The organism is Phytohabitans kaempferiae, assembly GCF_042433955.1.
In the GTDB taxonomy this organism is placed as follows: domain Bacteria; phylum Actinomycetota; class Actinomycetes; order Mycobacteriales; family Micromonosporaceae; genus Phytohabitans; species Phytohabitans kaempferiae.
Map to the genome: position 1 here is coordinate 68,305 of NZ_JBHLUH010000060.1, position 17,683 is coordinate 85,987.

A 17,683-nucleotide genomic window follows, 5' to 3' on the forward strand; every position below is an offset into this window, starting at 1 on the left:
TGCCTCCGTCAGACCACGTTCCGGGCGCGCAGCCCGATCAGGCGCGCGCCGTCCAGATCGAGCAACTTGGCGAGTACCTCGTCGGTGTCCTCGCCCAGCTCGGGGGCGGGCGCCGGCTCCTCCTCCGGCACCCGGGACAGCTTGATCGGGTTCCCGGTGAAGGCGAGCCGCCCGCGCCGCGGGTCGTCCACCTCGTAGACCATGCGCCGGGCCCGCAGCTGGGGACAGTGCAGCAGGTCGTGGACGTTTTGCACCGGCGCGGCCGGCAGGTCGGCCGCCCGGAACAACTCCACCACCTCGGCACGGGTCCGCTCCCGTGCCCACTCCTCAAGGATCGGCCGGAGCACCTGGTCGTAGCGGCGGCCACGGGCGGTGTCCGGGTTGAGGTCTGGGTCGTCGCGCAGGTCGGTACGGTCGATCAGCGTGCAGAGCCGGTCCCACATGGCGTCGCCCATCGTGGTCATCACCACGTACCCATCGGCGACCCGGAACGCGCCGAGCGGGTTTTCCCGGGCGTCGTTGCCCCGGGTGGGCAGTTCGTCAGTGAGGTGGTAGCGGAGCAGGGCACGCTGGGAAAAGCTGGCGAGGCTGTCGTACATCGCCACGTCGACGTGCTGGCCACGGCCCGTCAGATCGCGGTGACGCAGCGCCATCAGCGTGCCGGACACAGCGAATATCCCGGCGACCAGGTCGCCGATGGCGACGCCGGTGGGCACCGGCGGGCCGTCGCGCTCGCCCGTGATGTCCATGATCCCGCTCATCGCCTGGGCGATCAGGTTGAACGCCGGCCGTTCGGTGTACGGGCCGGGGTAGATGTCGTCGTGCCCGAAGCCACTGACCGAGGTGTAGACGATGCGCGGGTTGATCTCGGCGAGGGTGGCGTAGTCAAGCCCGAGGCGGCGCATGGTGGTGGCGGTGAAGTTCTCCATCACCACGTCGCTGATCTTCACCAGCTCGATGAAGATCTCGCGGCCCTCCTCGCTGCGCAGGTCGAGGGTCACTCCCTTCTTGCCGCGGTTGAGGTAGGCCATGGTGTGGTCGACCGTCCGACCGTCAGCGGCCCGTACCAGGTGCCGGCGGGCCAGTTCCCCGGTGCCCGGCCTCTCGATCTTGATAACTTCGGCGCCGGCCTGGGCCAGGAACAGGGTGGCGTACGGGCCGGCCAGCACGTGGGTCAGGTCCAGCACGCGGATGCCGTCCAGCGGTTTCACCGTGTCGCCCATCGCGCCGCTCACCGCCCCGTCCATTGTGGTTCGCGCTTCTCCCGGAAGGCTCGCGGCCCCTCCTGCCCGTCCTCGGTGAGCCGCTGCTGGGCGGTGTAGTACTCGTCCAGCGCGACCGTGCCGGCCGGCAGGGCCCGCAGGGTCTGCATGATTTCCTTGCTCCGCCGCACGGCGAGCGGGGACATGCGGCAGACCTGCCGGGCCAGCCGCATCGCCTCGGGCAGCACCTGGTCGGCCGGGACGACCTGGTTGACCAGGCCCACCTCGTAGGCCCGCCGGGCGCTGAGCCGGTCGCCGGCGAGGATCAACTCGGCCGCAACCGCGTCCGGCAGCGCGGCGGCCAGCCGCGCCGCCCCGCCCACCTGGCCGATGTTGACGTGCAGGTCGCCCAGCCACGCCGCCTCACTCATCACCCGCAGGTCGCAGCTCAGCACGAGGCCCAGCCCGCCGCCGATGGCGTATCCGTTGATCGCCCCGATGACCGGCTGTGGCAGCTGGTACTTGTGCAGGTGCGCGCCGAAGTCCCCGTACGACGGATGCCGGGGGTCGTAGCGCGGCACCAACTCTCCGCGCCGTTGGTACTCGGCGAGTTCCTTGACGTCCCGCCCGGCGCAGAACGCCTCGGTGCCGGTACCGGTCAGCACCACCACCCACACGTCGGGATCGCCCCGCACCGCCCGCCACACGTCGGCCAGTTCGCCCTGCATCCGGTCGTCGTAGGCGTTCCGGGCGCGCGGCCGGTTCAGGGTGACCACCGCTATGTGGTCCTCCCGCTGATAGGTCACGGTTTCCAGTCGCTCGTCCAACTCGCTGCTCCGTTCTTCACCCTGGCTGCCGGCCTCAGGCCGACAGCCAGCCCTCCGCCGTGCCGGCCAGCACCCGCACGCCGGCGCCGGTCTCGCACCACACATCGGCCACCAGCCGCTGCCGGCCGTCCCGCTCGTCGATCCGGCTCACCTCGCCACTGGCGTACACCACCTCGTTGACGAAGACCGGGGCGATGAAGGCGACCGCCAGCCGGCCGCCGGCGGACCATCCGTCGCCGCAGTAGCCGGTCATCAACTGCGAGACGTAGGCCATGGTCTGCAGCCCGGAGGCGACGGTGCCGCGCAGGCCGGCAGCGGCGGCCACCGCCGGGTCGTTGTGGATGTTGGGCCACTCGGTGCCGGCAAACACGGTCAACTGCTCCTGGGTGATCCGCTTGGTCAACGGCCGGAGCTGGTCGCCCGGGCGCAGCCGCGTCGCGTCCTCGGCGACCGGCGTGCCGAGCGGGGTCGGCCCGGTCGGTCCGTTGACTGCCCGCGGGGTCTCCCTGGCCACACCGGGACGCAGTGCCCGGATGTGTGTGGAGAGTTGGCGCAGCAGCGGGTGACCGGCCTCGTCATGTATCCACGACTCCAGCACGATGTACTGCTTTTCTCGCTTGACGAACTTCGCCACGTGCCGCCCGGTGATCCGGACGACCTGCCCGATTGTCGGACTGGCGAAGATCTCGCACTCGTGCTTGGTGTGCATCCCGGCACCGCCGCTGGTGATGTCGTAGCCGGTGCGGATCACGTCCCGCGCCTCCCGGCAGAGCAGGGTGGGCGGGGCGATCCGGGACGTATCCGGGCGGTCGCACAGGTAGCGGAAGTCATCGTCCACCGCGTACACAAAACTCTTCACCAGGTGGTCGGTCACCTCCAGATCCAGCGGGCCGAACTCCTCGCCGACCTCCATCAGCTCCCAGCGCCGTTCTTTGAGCCGTGCCACGCCGCCTCCCTCCTGATCCATCCCCCACCCGCACAGTCCAGCCGGTCTCCGGTCGCGGGCACCTCTAGCCGCGCTGCCGGCCGATCTCACCGAGCCACTTCTAGCCGCGCTTTCGGGCCAGTTCGACCAGGGCGGCCGCCTCCTCGTGCCCCCGCCGCACGTGGTCGGCGTACTCGGCGCCGGCGATCACCTCGACGGTGAGCTTGGCCTCGGCCGCCTTCCGCTGGTGTTCGGGGCTGGCGGCGACCCGCTGGAACGTCTCGCGCAATTTGGTCAGGACCGGCTCCGGAACCCCCTTCGGCACCGCGAATCCCCGGCTGGAAACCATCACCAGGTCGGCGTAGCCCTGCTCGACCGCGGTCGGCACATCCGGCAGGTTCTGGACCCGCTCTGCCGTCAGCACCGCGAGCGCCCGGAGATCCTCGACGAACGACGGAGTGGTGAAGGCGACGTCGGTACGCCCGCCGCGGAATTGCGCCATGCTGCCGGCCGCACCGTCGAAGTGGGCGATCCGCAACCGGCCCGACGCGGCCCGTTCGAGCTGGAGTTGGGCCAGGTGCTCCGGGGTGAGCGCGCCCGAGGTGCCGGTCCGGATCTGGTCCGGCCGAGCCCGTACCGCCGCCACCAGGTCCGCCAGTGACCGGTAGGGGCTGTCGGGCTTGACCGCGATGATGATCGGCTCGGAGACGTGGTTGATCAGGTAGTCGAACGAGTCGATCGTGAACGACGCCTTGCGGTCCGGCGACAGAATGATCGTGTCCAGCGCGGGAAGGTTGACGGCCCCGATCGTGTAGCCGTCGGGTCTGGCCTTGGCCACCTCGGTCAGGCCGGTCTGCGACCCGGCGCCATCCTTGTTGACCACCACGATCGAGCCGCCGAGTTCCTTCTCCAGATCTGCTGCGAGCAGTCGGGCACCGAGGTCGGTGCCGCCACCGGCGGAGAACGGGACGATCAGGGTGATAGGCCGCCGAGGGTAGCCGTCCGCCGTAGATGTCTCGTCCTGGCGTCCGGTGCCGCACCCCGCGGCGGCCACCGCCATGCCGAACCCGGCGGCCAGTACGACCCGACGGGATATCGCTGTTGTCATCTTTCCTCCATGTTCTCGCCAGGGCGACTGGCCGGTTCCGGAGCCGCGCCGCCAGCCTTGGTCGCCTGTTCCTCGGCCGGGGCGAGCCCGGCTGTCGCGGCCCGGATCCGGCCGGCACCCCGCAGTGACAGCACCACCACCGCGGTGGCGACTGCGAGCAGGACCGCCGAGATCGGGGCGGTGAGGAAGACGGTGGCGTCGCCGCCGGACAGTTCCAGGGCGGCGCGCAGGTTCTTTTCCAGCATCGGCCCGAGGATGAGTGCGATGACCAGCGGCACGGTCGGCCACTCCAGCTTGTCGAAGAGGTAACCGAGCACGCCGAAGACGAGCATCACACCGATGTCGAAGGTGCTCTGCCGCAGGGTGTACGCCCCGATCACGCAGAACAGCAGGATCATGGCCCGCAGGTAGGCATGCGGGATCCGCAGGATCTTCGCCCAGACCCCGACCAGCGGGAAGTTCAACACGAACAGGATTACGTTGCCGACGAGGAAGCTCGCGATCAGCGCCCACACCACGTCCGGGTGGTCGCGGAACAGGAACGGGCCGGGAGTGATGCCGTTGATGAGGAACGCACCCATGAGCACCGCGACCGTGGCCGTCCCCGGGATGCCGAGGGTGAGCAGCGGCACCATGGAGGCCTGGGCGTACGAGTTGTTGGCTGACTCGGCGGTCGCGACACCCTCCACCGCACCCCGGCCGAACCGCTCCGGGTGCCGGGACAGCCGCTTTTCCAGGGCGTACGACACGAACGTGGGCACCACGCCCGGCACTCCGGGAATCAGTCCCAGCCCGAAGCCGACACCGGTTCCCCGAGCGATCGCGACGGCCGAGCGCCGCGCCTCCGGGCGGGTAGGTAGTAGCGACCGGATCCGGGTCCTCGGCACCTGCCCGGGGGGACGCTCGAAGCCGCGCAGCAGCTCGGCGATCCCGAACAGGCCCATGATCACGGGTACGAGCTGCACCCCGTCGAAGAGGTTGGTGTTGTCGAAGGTGAGCCGGGGCGCGCCCTGCACCGGATCGATGCCGACCGTCGCCAGCATCAGCCCTAGCAGGGTCACCGCGAGGGCGGCCAGAAACGACCGGCCCCGGAAGCTCATCACCAGGGTCAGCCCCAGCAGGAGCAGGGCGAACATCTCGACCGGCCCGAACTTCAGCGCCAGGTTGGCCAGGGGCAGGGCGAGTACGACCAGCGCCAGTGTGCCGACGATCCCGGCGACCAGCGAGCCGATCGCGGCGACGCCGAGCGCGGTGCCGGCCCGGCCCTGACGGGCGAGTGGATGCCCGTCCAGGCAGGTCACCACAGACGTGGATTCGCCGGGCACGTTTACCAGGACCGAGGTGATCGTCCCGCCGTACTGGGTGCCGTAGTAGATGGCGGCCAGCATGATGATCGCCGGCACCGGTCCGAGGTCGTACGTGACCGGGATGAGAATCGCCATCGCGGACGCCGGTCCCAGACCGGGCAGGACACCGATCAGCGTGCCGAGCACGCACCCGACCAGGGCGAAGAGCAGGTTGGTCGGTGACAGGGCCTGCGTGAGGCCATCCAGCAGCAGACCGAACGTCTGTCCCACGGTCCCTCCCCTCTACCTCGGTGACGGCTCGCCTAGTCAGATCCCGAACGGACCGAGCGGCAGTGGTACCTGGAGCAGATCGTGGAAGGTGAAGAAGACGAGGAGACTCGCTGCGGCCGCGAACGCGACCAGCCACCACCACGACCGCGCCCCGTAGAGCCGGAGCAGGACGACCAGCATCAGGAACGCGCTGATCCGGAACCCCAGCCACTCCCAGAGGATCGCCGCGCTCGCGAGCGCGGCGACCGTCGCCAGGATCCGCAGCACCGGGCCACGGGCGGTCCGCGACCAGCCCATGCTCCGGTCCAGGCCCCGCCACGTCGTACCCACGAAAAGGGCGACGCCGGTCAGGACGCTGAACAACCCGATCCAGAACGGGAAGAAGCCGCCACCCGGACCGACACCGTCCAGGTAGTCGTGGCTCCGGGAGTTGACCAGGACGTAGACACCCACCCCGGCCAGGCCGGCCGCCGCGAGCTGCCACGCTCGAACCATCCGGCCGTGGTCAGAATGATCATCCACGGGTAAGAGGGTAATGTCGCAGAGATGACGAACGTGTTGCCTAGGTAGGCAACTCATCGCGGTTCACCAGGGGGTTTGCCACCCGAACCGACAGAGTTGTGGTGGCGATTCGACGTACCGCTCGACGTCTGTTTCTACTCGACCACGTTCCGTATCATGCTGGGCCCTCCAGGACGAGAGTCCCCCGCCCCTGACGCTGGGCCTCGACTCCGGCGCCGAGCCCGGCCATGCCGGCGCCGAGGACGAGCACCTCGACCTCGTCCAGCTGGCCGCTCACTGCCGGCTCTCCAGCAAGCGCAGGGAACCCGTGGCCAGCGCCACCATCATGTCGACCATCGTGGAGTCGGTCTCCGGCCCGACGGTGCAGGCGACGCGGAGCAGGAACCCGGCGTGCAGCGCGAGCGTCACGTCGATCTGGAGCGGGTCGAGGTCTCGCGTGAGCGGGTGCCGCTCGACCAGCAGCTGCGGGTCGAATCCGCTGAGGCCGGTGCTGGAGAGCAGGGTGACGAGGTCGATGTGGGAAGCACCGACCCAGGCGTGCGGCCAGTCTACGAAGTAGACCCGGTCCGCGGTCAGCATCATGTTGAACGGGTACAGGTCACCGTGCAGCAGCGTGCTCCCCGGCGTGACCAGTAACGCCTGCGCCTCGAGCGCGAGCAGCCGATCGATGTTTTCGGCTGCCCACGGCGCCACCGACCGCAGCCGGTCGGCGGCCGCGCCACCGGCGAGGCCCGACCAGCCGCCGAGCCGTGGGGGCGCCAGCGCCGGAAGGTCGGCCGGGGTCGGGGTCAGCGTGGCGACGAGGTCGGTGACGGCCGACAGGACACGCTCCAGCTCGTCAGCCAGGTCGCCAAGGCTGGGCGGGCAGCGAGCCGGCGATCTCCTCGAAGACGAGAGCGACCCAGGTGCCGTCGTCGTAGCCCTCCAGCAGTCTGGGAACCATCGCGGTGGCGGCCAGGTGCGGCGTGACCACCATCTCCCGACGGTGAAAGCTGGCGGCGGCCGGCGCGGTGAGCGCGGAGGCTGCCTTGACGAAGGCCGAGTGGCGCCCTAGCCCGACGACATCGACGAATGGACCCGCACCACCGACGAACCCCGCACCACCGACCCCGGAGAACCGTCCTTTTAACTAAGCCTCGCAAGGCCAACAGCTACACCCGGCCCAACAGCTTGCCAGTGCCCCGCCCTGCTCACGAACGGTGTCGAGCCGCGAGAAGTACGGCACGCGCATGTCTGCAGCATCAGCGGGGCCAGTTCGGTGATCCTCTACCCCGGAATCGGAGGGCACTCCAGCACTTCGATCCAATTGCCCTTGAACAGTCGCAAGTGGGGGTGATCGGAGAAGATCTGGACGGCTTCATCATGCGAGTCCGCCTCGACGATGGCGTAACCCGTCTTACTGTCCGTAAAGTCGTCGCTCCCCTCGGCAGTAACCCGCTTCTTCCTGAACAGCGGCGAGCCGTTGTCAACGAGCGCGCCCTCATGGTCTTGCGCCCACTTCGCCCAAGCGTTCATGAACCCAGTTCGCTGCTCATCGCTCACCTCGGACTTGTCCGCATCATCGGCGGCACCGTGGTAGATGGCAAGGAATCTGCTCATGTCCGTAGGTTAGTAGATCCGGACAGCCGCCTTCGGCCTGTCCGGTCCGGCAGCACCAGTTCCGGTTCTTCGGCCCGAGGTGTACATCGTGGCGCTGCCGTTCTTCGACCTCATCAGCGAGGTCAGCCAGGTCTACTCCCACAGAGGCCGATCCGCGATAGCAGCGGCGGCCATGTGCGGTTGGCCGCGTTCTCCCGGTTCACCGTGTTGGTTGCCGAAATCGGGCAGCTGACGACGGTCAGCTGGTTGTTCCGGTCAGCAGCGCCAGCCCGGCCGCCAGGCTCGTCGCGGTTGGCCAGGATGTGCGTCGACCTCAAAGACCATGACATCCAGGGGCGGCCACACCTCGCCATGGTGCGGCTGAGGACCGCGACCGGGCTGCTGCTGGCGCCTATCCAGCTGGCCACTGGTCTGGCTCGGTGGCTTGGCGCTGACTCCTACCAGGAACAGATGCGCACACTGGCCGATGGCCTGCGCCGGCGGGACACGCCGATCGCGGCGCCGAGGCCGTGGTCACACCGAACGGCGCGGGCTGGACGGTTTTGCCGAACCTGAGGACCGGAGCCATCCAGAGTGGCACTGTGGTTTGGGGAGAGGTAATTGGCCGGGCGGGAAGTACGTGACCGTGGGGTTCCTCAGCGGCCGGACCACCAGGGTTTGACTCGGCCGGTGGAACGAGACGCGGCACGCATTCGCAGACAAGGAAGGCGAACCATGGCGGACAACGCACGGCAACCGAGGGGGGCGTCCGCTGCGGCGGTGAAGGTGCGGGAGCGCTACCAGCATCTGTTCGACGGCAACGGCAGGCGCAGTCAGCCGATGCTGCATGAACTGGGCGTCGAGATCCAGGACTTCGGCACGATGCGGCTGCTACCGATCGCCTTGGGCAACGACGTGCGCGCCCAATCCTGTCAAGCGCTCAACCGGATCCTCGCCGACACTCAGATCCTGTACGCCCTCTACAAGAAGCACCACTGGCTGATGCGCGGCCTGACCTTCTATCAGCTCCACCTTCTGCTGGACAAACACGCCGAAGAACAGCTTGAGATCATCGACTTGATCGCCGAGCGCGTCCAAACCCTGGGTGGCGTGGCCGTCGGCGACCCGCGCCACGTCGCCGAAATCACCACCATCCCGCGGCCACCTGACGGGGCAGAGGAGGTCGCAGCCATGCTGTCCCGGCTGCTCGAAGCGCACGAGATCGTCATCGGCGCGGTCCGCGACGCGATCGATAGCACCGGACAAAGCGGCGACGCCGGCACCAACGACCTACTCATCAGCGACGTGCTACGCCCAAACGAGCTGCAGGTCTGGTTCGTGGCCGAGCATCTTGTCGACCAGCCCTAAACCGGTGGTGAGGAACACCACCATCCCTGGCCACCGTCCAGGTGGCCGGGCTTTGACCAGGTGCTCACCCTCGGTGCGGCGGCCGCCCGCCATACCGGTATTGCTGTCGACGGTGGTGTGGCGCCGGCCGGTTCAGGTTGTGATGGCGTGGAGGGCCTGCGCGATGATCTGGCGTGACCGGGTTCGCGCCGCGGAATCGGTCAACATGTCCTGGACCATGACCTCGGTCGCGCCCGATTCTCGGATCACCGGTTCGAGCTGAGGCCGCAGGGTCGCCGGAGTCCCGGAAATCTGTGGCGGGATGACGCCGTCGACAATCGTGCTCGGCTGCGCTTTCGCCGATGTGCTCAGCTCCGCCCGGGCCTGTTCCAGGGTGGGGATGGGCCGGTCCCGTCCACCAGCCCGCAGGGCTCGCGCGGGCCAGGTGAGCTGGTGTGCCTGCTCCTCATCGTCGGCCGCGACTATGTTGAGCGCGAGCATCGCCTGTGGAGTGCCGGTTCCGAAGGGTGTTTTCGTGAAGCCATCCCGGTAATAGCGGAGCGCACGAGAAGTCAGGTCTGGGTTGATGTGGCCGCCGAAGGTGTAGCCGATGCCGAGCCGGGCGGCAAGGCCGGCGCTTGCGCCGGAGGAGCCGAGCACCCAGACCTCGGGAATGCTGTCGATTCCGGCCGTGAGGTCGATCGCTGCGAAGGGGTGGGCGCGGTCGAATGCCTTGTGGAGGTAACCGATGATCTCCTGCACCTGGTCGAGGTAATCGTCGGCCTGTTGGCTGTTTCGGTCGCGGCGCAGCGCATGGTCGATCAGCGGTGTGGCCGTCGATCGGCCGAGTCCCAGGTCGATACGGCCGGGCGCGAGCGACTCAAGCATCAGGAAGCGTTCGGCGACGCTGAAGGCGCTGTAGTGGTTGAGCAGGACGGCACCGGAGCCGAGGCGGATCCGGGAGGTTCGCTGGGCGGCCGCCGCGATCAGCGGGGCTGGGTCCTGGGCGGCGTATCCGGTCACGTGGTGGTGCTCGGCGAACCAGAAGCGGTAAAAGCCGAGGTGTTCGGCCTCTTCGGCGGCGGCGAGGGCCCGGTCGAGGGCCTCGTGCTTGTTGCCGCCTGGCGTGACTGGGGCCAGTTCGACGAGCGAGTACTTCACCGGGCGTCTCCTGCGTGCAGGACGCCGCCGGTCCAGGAGGGGAAGCCGGCCGCGAGAACCGAGGCGACGTCGGCGCCGGCTGGGTCGATCTGCAGGCCCTTGTCGAGGGCGCGGCGCGCGGCGGCGGCCATGGCGGCGGGGTCGGGGCCAGCGTCCAGGAGGGTCTGCACGAAGGAGACGTGTCCGCCGTGGAGCAGCACGGGGATGCCGCCCTTCGCGCGGACCTCGGGGATGAGCTCAGCGTCGGTGATCTCGACGATCGGGGCCTCGGGGGCGAAGAACAACGCTGCCAGGGGGTTGGCGACGATCTGTGGGAACTCACGCGTTCCTGCCTGCGCTTGTGCCGAAAGGAACTCGCGCGCGTCGGCCTGCGAGCCTGCAGCGGTTAGCTCGGCCTGCATCCGTGTTGGAGCAAGTTCGGCGGGCGTCGTGGCGACCGCACGCATCGCGTAGAAGAGATGCGCCAGATCCGGGAACTCGGGCGCGCTCAACAACGCCCGGCATGCCGCCGTCTCGATCTCGAAAGCCTCATCCAGCGGCGCCGCCGCGCTACGTGCCGCCACGTCCAGAACGGCGGCGAGCGCACGCACCGGCGACCCTTGCGAGCGGCGCCTCACTTCCTCGGCCAGGCCCGTCGGCTGCGCGGTCCCCCCGGGAATCTCATAGCCGGGCCGCTCCCACCGCTGCACGAAATGCCCGGCCGGCTGCGCCAGCACCCAGGATCGCGCCGCGGCGATGACGTCGTCGGCCAACTCGTCCACCAAGCCGGCGGCCAGCGCCTGCGCCGGGTGATAGGCGGTGCCCGGCCCGACGATCTGCAGTACTGTCGCGGCGATCCCGAACATCCGCGTCGCCCGGACCGTCCCGCCACTTCCGGGAATGATGCCCATCCCGGTCTCGGCCAGCGCCCACACGACCGACGGGTCGTGTGGGCCGACCCGGTAATGGCAGGCCAGCGCCAGCTCAAATCCGCCGCCGAGCGCGGAGCCGTTGAGCGCAGCGGCGACCGGCCGGCCCAAAGTCTCCAGCCGGCGTGCCTGGTCGCGCAGCGGCGTCAGCAGCTGGTAGGTGCCGGCCGCCTCGTCCGGGGGGATCTCGCTCGGCACGAAGTCGGGGCCGGCGATGAAGGAGCGTTTGGCCGAGGTGAGCACCACGCCGCGTAGCCGGCCGCGCTGCCGGGTGAGGTCGTCGAGGCAGGCGCCGAGCCCGTCGTAGTGGCGCTGGTTGAGCATGTTCGCGGTGCGGCCGGGGTCGTCGAGGGTCACGGTGACGATCCCGTCGGTGTCCCAGGACCAGCGCACCGAACCAGATTGTTGGACATCCGTCATACCGTCAACGTAGGCGATCGTATGACGGATGTCCAACTGTAAGGTGGGGGCATGGCCCGGGACGACGAGGCGATGCCCGACATCGCCGACGTGACGATGGTCGACGTGCTACGGGCGGTCGCCGACCCAATCCGCCTGCGCATCGTGCAGACACTTGCCGACGGCCTGCCACACGGCAAATGCGGCACACACTGGGACTTCGGCGTACACAAATCAACCATGACGCACCACTTCCGCACACTGCGGCAGGCGGGCCTGACCCGCACCGTCGTGGCCGGCCGCACACACACTGTCGAACTGCGCCGCGACGAGCTCGACGCCCGCTTCCCTGGCCTGATCGACGCCCTGACCACCACCAACGGTGTTCCGTCACCCGGGACGGCACGAGGCTCGGCGGATCGGTCAGGCCGGCGAGGAGAGTGAAGGCCAGGGCGGTGGCAGGGTTCCCGAAGACGTAGCGCCGGGACCTCCTTTGCTGTCGTCGGCGCCGACGGAGGTGTCCGAACGGATACCGGTGGGCTCCCAGGTGGCGCGTGCCCCGGGCGAGCAAGTCAAGGAAACCCGAACACGAGACTCAGGGATTCCATTTCACGATCGGTTCTCACTGCGGCGCGGTCATCTCGCCGCCGGAACCTCGAAGCCGATCCGCGCCAGCGTTCCCCAGCGGCCCTCCTGCCGGGTCAGTACATAGATGGACTCGAAGGTGGCCAGCCGGGCGCCCTGGGCGTCCAGGCGGGCGAACCGGGTCCGGACGTGCACCTGGTCGGCGACCTCCTGCACCACCTCGACCGAGTCCCAGATGCTGCGCCGCCAGCCGGTGGCGAGCAGCAGCGCCAGCTCGCCCTCCGAGCGCTTGACGTAGTCGTCGCGGTCGGGCCAGACCGTGACGGTGCCATCGTGGACGCGTACGTGCGGGTAGTGCAGGGTGTCCGCCCACGCGGCAACGTCATGGCTGTTGAGGGCGTGGAGGAAGTCGTCGAGCGCCGCCAGCGCCGCGTGACCGCCGGTCATCCGACGATCGCCTGATGCACGAACTGCCGCAGCCGCGAATGCAGCGGCAGCGCGCTGGAGGGCATGAGCTGGGTGAGGAAGACGGCGGTCAGCTCCTCGGCCGGGTCGACCCAGAAGATGGTGCTCGCCGCGCTGTGCCAGCCGTACTCGCCGTCGCTGGAGGGGACCTTGGTCGCCGCGCTGTCGAGCACGACCGCGAAGCCGAGCCCGAAGCCGACGCCGGCCCACGGCATCTCGGCGAAGACCGGCCGCCCCACCGCGGCGAGGTCGGCGCCGCCGGGCAGGTGGTTGCGGGTCATGTACGCGACGGTGCGCGGGCCGAGGACCCGCGTGCCGTCGACTTCGCCGCCGCCCAGCAGCAGCCGGCCGAAGCGCAGGTAGTCGCCGAGTGTGGAGACCAGGCCGGCGCTGCCGGAGAGGCAGGCCGGCTCGACCGTGCCGAGGGTGCCGAGCGCGTCGTTGCGGGCGATCCCGCCATCGGGCCCCACTGTGTAGAAGGCGGCGAGCCGGTCGCGCTGGCCGGGGTCGACGACGAAGCCGGTGTCGCGCATGCCCAGCGGCCCGAAGACCCGGTCGGCGAAGAACTTGTCCAGCGGCTGCCCCGAGGCGACCTCGACGACCCGCCCGAGCACATCGCTGGAGACGCCGTAGTTCCAGGCCGTACCGGGCTGGAAGAGCAGTGGGAAGCCGGCCCACGCCGCGCAGCACTCGGCGAGGCTCAGCCCCGGCGGGGTGCTCCACTCGTACCCGGCGGCGGTGTAGATCTCGTCGACCGGGTGCGCGCGGTGGAAGCCGTACGTGAGCCCGGAGGTGTGCGAAAGCAGGTGCCACAGCCGGATCGGCTCGGTGAGCGGGTCGGTGACCGGCCGGGACGGGGGGCCCTGGCGGTACACGCGGGCGTCGGCGAACTCGGGGATGTACCGTGCCACCGGGTCCTGGAGCGACAGCACGCCCTCCTCCACGAGCACGAGCGCGGCGACCGAGGTGACCGGCTTGGTCATCGACCACAGCCGGTAGATCGTGTCCGGCTCGACCGGCAGCCCGGCCTCCCGGTCGCGGTGGCCGCCGAAGGACTCGTACGCCAGCTCGCCGCGGTGGCTGACCGCGAACGACCAGCCGGGCAGGCGGCCGGCGTCCACAAGGGAGGCAAGGTACCGGTCGAGGCGGGCGAGCCGCTCACCGTCAACTGTCATCGCGACATCCTTCCGGGAAATCTTGTTCGAAGATTGGCGAATCACCTAACATTTGGGCCCATGCCCGCTTCGTTGTCGCTGTCCGCCGAGGACCTGCTCTCCACCACCCGCGCGGTACGGCTGCGCCTCGACCTGACCCGCCCGGTCGAGCCGGAGGTGGTCGAGCGCTGCGTCCAGCTCGCCTGCCAGGCGCCCACCGGCCGCAACCGCCAGCGCTGGGACTTCGTGGTCGTCACCGACCCCGGCCGGCGCCGCGCCCTCGCCGACCTCTACCGCCTCGGCCTGACCGCGCCGACCCAGCCGGTGCCGTACGACGGGGTGGACCGCTCGACTGCCGAGCAGTGGTCCCGGGTCTCCCGCAGCGCCCAGCACCTCTTCGAGCACCTGCACGAGGTGCCCGCGCTGGTGGTGCCGACCGTCCGCGTGGTGCGCGTGCGCGAGCCCTCCATCGTCCACCAGGCCAACACGTGGGGCTCGATCCTGCCGGCGGTGTGGAGCTTCATGCTGGCCGCCCGCGCGCACGGGCTCGGCACCGCGTGGACCACGCCGCACCTGCACTACGAGCGGGAGGCGGCCGAGGTGCTCGGCATCCCGTACGAGTCGGTGATGCAGGTGGCGCTCAGCCCGCTGGCGTACACGATCGGCACCGACTTCCGGCCCGGGCCGCGCGTGGCCGTGCGCGAGGTGCTCCACTGGGATCATTGGTAGGCCACCACGGCGGGTGAGAGCGCGCGCACCATCTCCCGCACCGCCTCGGGGCCGGCGCCGAAGTCGGGCGCCGGCACCAGCGCGAGCGCGGGCACGTCGACGCCGGCCGCGACGTAGCGGGCCACGTGCTCCGCGCACCGCTCGGGCGAGCCGTGCACGAGCAGCGCGTCCACGACGTCGTCCGGGATCGCTGCCCCCGCGCCGGCCCAGTCGCCGGCCGCCCACGCCGCTCGTACGCCAGCGAGCCGGTCGCCTCGGCCGAGCCAGTCGTGGAACGCGCTGTACGTGCGAGCGGTCAGGATCGGCGCGAGCAGCCGGCGGCCGGTCGCGCGGGCGTACGCCACGTCGCGGGTCGGGCAGACGAAGAGCCGGGCCATCAGCTCTCCCCCGCCCAGCGCGGCCACCACGGCGGGCACGTCCTCGACCGCGAGGAAGTTGGTCGCCGCGCCGTCCGCCTCCCGGCCGGCCAGCCCCAGCATCCCGGGGCGCAGCGCGCCGACGATCAGCCGGGGCGGCGGATGGGGTACGGCGAGCTGAAACCCCTCGATCTGGAAGCTGCCGAAGTCGCCGGTCAGGTACTTGCCTGCGAACGCGGCGCGCAGGAACCGGAGCGCGTCGCGGACCCGCTGGTACGGCCGGTCGAACGGGATCCCGTTGGTGGCGGTCACGAAGCGCGGCCCGGACGAGCCGATGCCGAGCGTGAACCCGGCCCGCGTCGCGCCGGCGAGCGTCGCCGCGGTCATCGCCAGCAGCGCCGGACCCCGGGTCTGCACCGGCACCACGGCGGTGCCCAGGTGGAGCGAGGGCGCCCAGGCGGCGGCGAGCGCGAGCGGGACGAACCCGTCGGCGCCGGCCGCCTCGCCGGTCCAGGCGTCGGTGTAGCCGAGGTCGGGCAGCTCCTCGACGATGCGGCGGTGCGCGTACGGCGGGACGCCGGGCAGTGGGAGGGTCACGCCGTATCGCACGGCGCCCCCGTCAGGCCGGGACCGGCACCTCGATCAGCGGGAGCACCGTGTCGAGCAGTCCGGGGAAGCGTCGGTCGACATCGTCGCGGCGCAGCGTCAGGTAGTGCCGCGTGCCGGCGATGCGCGTGCGGGTCAGCCCCGCCTCGCGCAGGACCCGGAAGTGGTGCGACATGCTCGACTTGCTCACCGGCATCTCGAGCTCGTTGCAGCACAGCTCGCCGTCGTCGGAGAGGCGCCGCACCACGCTGAGGCGGATCGGGTCGCTGAGAGCGTTGAAGACCGCGCTGAGGCAGACATCGTCGAGCGGGGGGTGCTGAAGCTCGCGCATCGCGACCTCGCCGGGTAGGTGACCGGTGTGCCGCGTCGAGGTTATAACATTCGACGACCTTCAAACAATCGAGCCGCACGCCGCTCACCGGACCCGTACCTTGTAGCGCCGGAGCCAGGCATCCAGCAGCAGCGCCCGGGGCAGCCACGGGGGCGGGCTGTACGTGCCGGTCGACCACTGGTCGCCGTCGAGCAACGGGCGCAGCGCCTCGGCGTCGAGCAGCGGCCGCGCCGGCGACGACGGGTCGGCGAGCAGATCGCCCACCGCCTCCCGGATCGCCTTCAGGTACGCCGGGCTCTGCCCGAACGGGAAGCCGCTCTTGGGTCGCCGCACCACCTTCTCCGGCAGCAGGTCGGCGGTCGCCTCGCGGAGCACGCCCTTCTCCTGGTCGCCGAGGCGCTTGAGCGACCAGGGGACGTTCCACAGGTACTCGACCAGCCGGTGGTCGCAGAACGGCACCCGCACCTCCAGCCCCAGGCGCATGCTCATCCGGTCCTTGCGGTCCAGCAGGAACGGCAGGAAGCGGGTGATCTGGAGGTGGAAGACCTCCCGCATCCGCCGGTCGACGCCCTCCTCGCCGGGCAGGCGGGGCACCTCGGCCACCGCCTCGGCGTACCGGTCGGCGATCGCCGCGTCCAGGTCGAGGCGGGCGCGCAGGTCGGCGGAGAGCATCGCGCCGCGGTTGGTGATCCCGGCCGACCAGGGGAAGTTGCCGCTGTCCCGGGCCGCCTCCGCCGCGAACCACGGGTAGCCGCCGAAGATGTCGTCCGCGCCCTCGCCGGACAGGGCCACGGTGGTGTGCCGCCGGACCTCGCGGAAGAGCAGGTACAGCGAGACGTCGAGGTCGCCGACGCCGGGAATGTCCCGGGCGGCGAGCGTGGTCTCCAGCTCGCCGAGCAGGCTGGGCGCGTCGAGGATCACCTCGGTGTGGTCGGTGGCGAGGTGCTCCACGACCGCGGCCACGTACGGCGCGTCCCGGCTCACGTGCAGCGCGTCCGCCTTGAAGTCGGTCTCCGCGCCGGCGAAGTCCACCGAGTACGTGCTCAGCTTGCCGTCCAGCTGCCCGGCCGCCAGGGCGCAGAGCACGCTGGAGTCCAGGCCCCCGGAGAGGAGGGCGCCGAGGGGCACGTCCGAGACGAGCTGGCCGGCGACCGTCTCCTCCAGCAGGCCGCGGATCGTCTCGATCGTCTGCTGTGGACTGTCGGGGTGCGGCCGGCTCTCCAGCCGCCAGTACCGCCGGTGGTGCGTGCCGGACCGGTCGACCCGCACCGTCCATCCTGGACGGACCTCGCGGAGCCCGCGGAAGACGGCGTCGCCCGGGCGCTTGGCCGCCACGCTGAAGACGTCCACGAGCCCGTCCGGATCGACCTCCGGCACGAAGATGTCGTTGGCCAGCAGCGCCTTGGGCTCGGAGCCGAAGAGCAGCCCGCCGTCGTACTCGTGGTAGTAGAGCGGCTTGATGCCGAGCCGGTCCCGGGCCAGCAGCAGCGTCTCCGTGCGCCGGTCCCAGACGGCGAAGGCGAACATGCCGGTGAGCCGGGACACGGCCTCCTCGCCCCACTGGAGGTACGCGCGCAGCAGCACCTCGGTGTCGGAGCGGGTACGGAACGCGTGCCCGTACCCGGTCAGCTCGGTGCGCAGCTCCCGGAAGTTGTAGATCTCGCCGCTGAAGCTGAGCACCGCCGCCGCCCCGTCGTGCTCGGCGGCCATCGGCTGCGCCCCGCCCTCGATGTCGATGACCGCCAGGCGCCGGTGCCCCATGGCGAGCCGCGGCGAGAGCCACACCCCGTCGCCGTCCGGCCCCCGGCAGGCCATGGTCTCCGTCATGGCCCGCACGGTGGCGGCCGCGGCGGCCACGTCGCGGTGCCAGTCCAGCCATCCCGTGATGCCGCACATGCTCCGC

Annotated in this window: 20 protein-coding genes; 3 read left to right on the forward strand and 17 right to left on the reverse strand. The window is 70.3% G+C overall.

All coding sequences use genetic code 11. The annotated features are described in order from the left end of the window. Positions 1-8: 8 nt before the first annotated feature. From ACFFIA_RS27895 to ACFFIA_RS27940, 10 genes are all read right to left on the reverse strand, one after another. Complete coding sequence (locus ACFFIA_RS27895) at positions 9-1,235, reverse strand: CaiB/BaiF CoA transferase family protein (protein ID WP_377255954.1); 1,227 nt, start codon at positions 1,233-1,235, stop codon at positions 9-11. Then, positions 1,232-2,029 (reverse strand): enoyl-CoA hydratase/isomerase family protein, encoded by a 798-nt coding sequence (locus ACFFIA_RS27900; protein ID WP_377255956.1) that lies wholly within the window; start codon positions 2,027-2,029, stop codon positions 1,232-1,234. Before ACFFIA_RS27900 ends, ACFFIA_RS27895 begins: the two co-directional genes overlap by 4 nt. Before the next feature lie 34 nt (positions 2,030-2,063). After that, positions 2,064-2,975, reverse strand: coding sequence for a MaoC family dehydratase (locus tag ACFFIA_RS27905; RefSeq protein WP_377255959.1), 912 nt, complete (start codon positions 2,973-2,975; stop codon positions 2,064-2,066). Between the two features lie 100 nt (positions 2,976-3,075). After that, entirely contained in the window at positions 3,076-4,062 is a 987-nt protein-coding gene (locus ACFFIA_RS27910; RefSeq protein ID WP_377255962.1) for a tripartite tricarboxylate transporter substrate binding protein, read from the reverse strand. Continuing rightward, positions 4,059-5,639, reverse strand: a complete 1,581-nt coding sequence (locus tag ACFFIA_RS27915) for a tripartite tricarboxylate transporter permease (RefSeq protein WP_377255965.1) — start codon at positions 5,637-5,639, stop codon at positions 4,059-4,061. Before ACFFIA_RS27915 ends, ACFFIA_RS27910 begins: the two co-directional genes overlap by 4 nt. Before the next feature lie 36 nt (positions 5,640-5,675). Beyond that, positions 5,676-6,161, reverse strand: a complete 486-nt coding sequence (locus tag ACFFIA_RS27920) for a tripartite tricarboxylate transporter TctB family protein (RefSeq protein WP_377255968.1) — start codon at positions 6,159-6,161, stop codon at positions 5,676-5,678. Between the two features lie 154 nt (positions 6,162-6,315). Beyond that, positions 6,316-6,438 carry an FAD-binding protein gene (locus tag ACFFIA_RS27925; RefSeq protein WP_377255971.1) on the reverse strand — a complete coding sequence of 41 codons (123 nt, stop codon included), beginning with the start codon at positions 6,436-6,438 and terminating at the stop codon, positions 6,316-6,318. Continuing rightward, complete coding sequence (locus ACFFIA_RS27930; protein WP_377256512.1) at positions 6,435-7,007, reverse strand: phosphotransferase; 573 nt, start codon at positions 7,005-7,007, stop codon at positions 6,435-6,437. The genes ACFFIA_RS27925 and ACFFIA_RS27930 overlap by 4 nt, the downstream gene beginning before the upstream one ends. Then, on the reverse strand, positions 7,000-7,137 hold the full coding sequence (locus tag ACFFIA_RS27935) for a hypothetical protein (protein ID WP_377255974.1): 138 nt from the start codon (positions 7,135-7,137) through the stop codon (positions 7,000-7,002). The genes ACFFIA_RS27930 and ACFFIA_RS27935 overlap by 8 nt, the downstream gene beginning before the upstream one ends. A gap of 290 nt (positions 7,138-7,427) precedes the next feature. Beyond that, on the reverse strand, positions 7,428-7,760 hold the full coding sequence (locus ACFFIA_RS27940) for a YciI family protein (protein WP_377255977.1): 333 nt from the start codon (positions 7,758-7,760) through the stop codon (positions 7,428-7,430). 714 nt (positions 7,761-8,474) lie between these two features. Between ACFFIA_RS27940 and ACFFIA_RS27945 the strand changes: the two genes are divergently transcribed. Beyond that, positions 8,475-9,107, forward strand: coding sequence for a Dps family protein (locus ACFFIA_RS27945; protein ID WP_377255979.1), 633 nt, complete (start codon positions 8,475-8,477; stop codon positions 9,105-9,107). Positions 9,108-9,239: 132 nt separating this feature from the next. On the opposite strand, the gene ACFFIA_RS27950 is transcribed toward ACFFIA_RS27945, so the two are convergent. Together ACFFIA_RS27950 and ACFFIA_RS27955 are read right to left on the reverse strand one after the other, a co-directional pair. Next, positions 9,240-10,247 (reverse strand): MsnO8 family LLM class oxidoreductase, encoded by a 1,008-nt coding sequence (locus tag ACFFIA_RS27950; protein ID WP_377255981.1) that lies wholly within the window; start codon positions 10,245-10,247, stop codon positions 9,240-9,242. After that, on the reverse strand, positions 10,244-11,575 hold the full coding sequence (locus ACFFIA_RS27955) for an enoyl-CoA hydratase/isomerase family protein (RefSeq protein WP_377255984.1): 1,332 nt from the start codon (positions 11,573-11,575) through the stop codon (positions 10,244-10,246). The genes ACFFIA_RS27950 and ACFFIA_RS27955 overlap by 4 nt, the downstream gene beginning before the upstream one ends. A gap of 51 nt (positions 11,576-11,626) precedes the next feature. Between ACFFIA_RS27955 and ACFFIA_RS27960 the strand changes: the two genes are divergently transcribed. Then, complete coding sequence (locus ACFFIA_RS27960; RefSeq protein ID WP_377255987.1) at positions 11,627-11,998, forward strand: ArsR/SmtB family transcription factor; 372 nt, start codon at positions 11,627-11,629, stop codon at positions 11,996-11,998. A gap of 192 nt (positions 11,999-12,190) precedes the next feature. On the opposite strand, the gene ACFFIA_RS27965 is transcribed toward ACFFIA_RS27960, so the two are convergent. Both ACFFIA_RS27965 and ACFFIA_RS27970 read right to left on the reverse strand, forming a co-directional pair. Beyond that, positions 12,191-12,586 (reverse strand): DUF6841 family protein, encoded by a 396-nt coding sequence (locus tag ACFFIA_RS27965; RefSeq protein WP_377255990.1) that lies wholly within the window; start codon positions 12,584-12,586, stop codon positions 12,191-12,193. Continuing rightward, on the reverse strand, positions 12,583-13,779 hold the full coding sequence (locus ACFFIA_RS27970; protein WP_377255993.1) for a serine hydrolase domain-containing protein: 1,197 nt from the start codon (positions 13,777-13,779) through the stop codon (positions 12,583-12,585). The genes ACFFIA_RS27965 and ACFFIA_RS27970 overlap by 4 nt, the downstream gene beginning before the upstream one ends. Positions 13,780-13,839: 60 nt before the next feature. On the opposite strand from ACFFIA_RS27970, the gene ACFFIA_RS27975 reads away from it, so the two are divergent. Next, on the forward strand, positions 13,840-14,487 hold the full coding sequence (locus ACFFIA_RS27975; protein WP_377255995.1) for a nitroreductase family protein: 648 nt from the start codon (positions 13,840-13,842) through the stop codon (positions 14,485-14,487). On the opposite strand, the gene ACFFIA_RS27980 is transcribed toward ACFFIA_RS27975, so the two are convergent. The 3 genes from ACFFIA_RS27980 to asnB form a co-directional block, all read right to left on the reverse strand. Continuing rightward, on the reverse strand, positions 14,478-15,440 hold the full coding sequence (locus tag ACFFIA_RS27980; protein WP_377255997.1) for an LLM class F420-dependent oxidoreductase: 963 nt from the start codon (positions 15,438-15,440) through the stop codon (positions 14,478-14,480). The two genes, ACFFIA_RS27975 and ACFFIA_RS27980, sit on opposite strands and share 10 nt — an antisense overlap. A 22-nt stretch (positions 15,441-15,462) precedes the next feature. Further along, on the reverse strand, positions 15,463-15,780 hold the full coding sequence (locus ACFFIA_RS27985) for an ArsR/SmtB family transcription factor (RefSeq protein ID WP_377256000.1): 318 nt from the start codon (positions 15,778-15,780) through the stop codon (positions 15,463-15,465). An 84-nt stretch (positions 15,781-15,864) separates the two neighbouring features. Further along, positions 15,865-17,676: an asparagine synthase (glutamine-hydrolyzing) gene (gene asnB, locus ACFFIA_RS27990; RefSeq protein WP_377256003.1), complete on the reverse strand. Its 1,812-nt coding sequence runs from the start codon at positions 17,674-17,676 to the stop codon at positions 15,865-15,867. Between the last annotated feature and the right edge of the window lie 7 nt (positions 17,677-17,683).